The sequence below is a fragment of the uncultured Aliiroseovarius sp. genome (genome assembly GCF_947492455.1).
In the GTDB taxonomy this organism is placed as follows: Bacteria; Pseudomonadota; Alphaproteobacteria; order Rhodobacterales; family Rhodobacteraceae; genus Aliiroseovarius.
Genome location: NZ_CANLNB010000012.1, coordinates 1 through 425, shown reverse-complemented (window position 1 = coordinate 425; position 425 = coordinate 1). Strand labels below are relative to the sequence as shown.

Genomic DNA, 425 nt, shown 5'->3' with positions numbered 1-425 from the left:
ACGGTAACGATGGTCGGCATCTTCACCTTGATGGTCTGCAGGCCGCCGTCGACTTCGCGGGTCACAACAGCGTTGTCGCCATCAATGTCCAGTTCCGACGCAAAGGTGCCTTGCGACCAACCCAGAAGGGCCGACAGCATCTGACCGGTGGCGTTCATGTCGTTGTCGATGGCTTGCTTGCCCGCCAGAACCAGGCCGGGCTGCTCTTCTTCAACAACTTTGGCCAGAATCTTGGCCACGGCCAGCGGCTCGATGTCGTTGTGGACGTCGTCAGCAGCGTTCACCAGAATGGCGCGGTCTGCACCCATGGCCAGAGCCGTGCGCAGAGTTTCCTGAGCCTGCTTCACACCGATCGACACGACGACGATCTCGTCCGCTTTGCCGGCTTCCTTCAGGCGGATGGCCTCTTCGACGGCAATCTCGTC

General features: G+C 60.7%; 1 protein-coding gene. It reads right to left on the bottom strand.

What is annotated here, in order from left to right; genetic code table 11:
- Nucleotides 1-425, bottom strand: a 425-nt coding sequence (locus Q0677_RS15070) for an electron transfer flavoprotein subunit beta/FixA family protein (RefSeq protein WP_298911400.1), incomplete at both ends; no start/stop codon positions are given.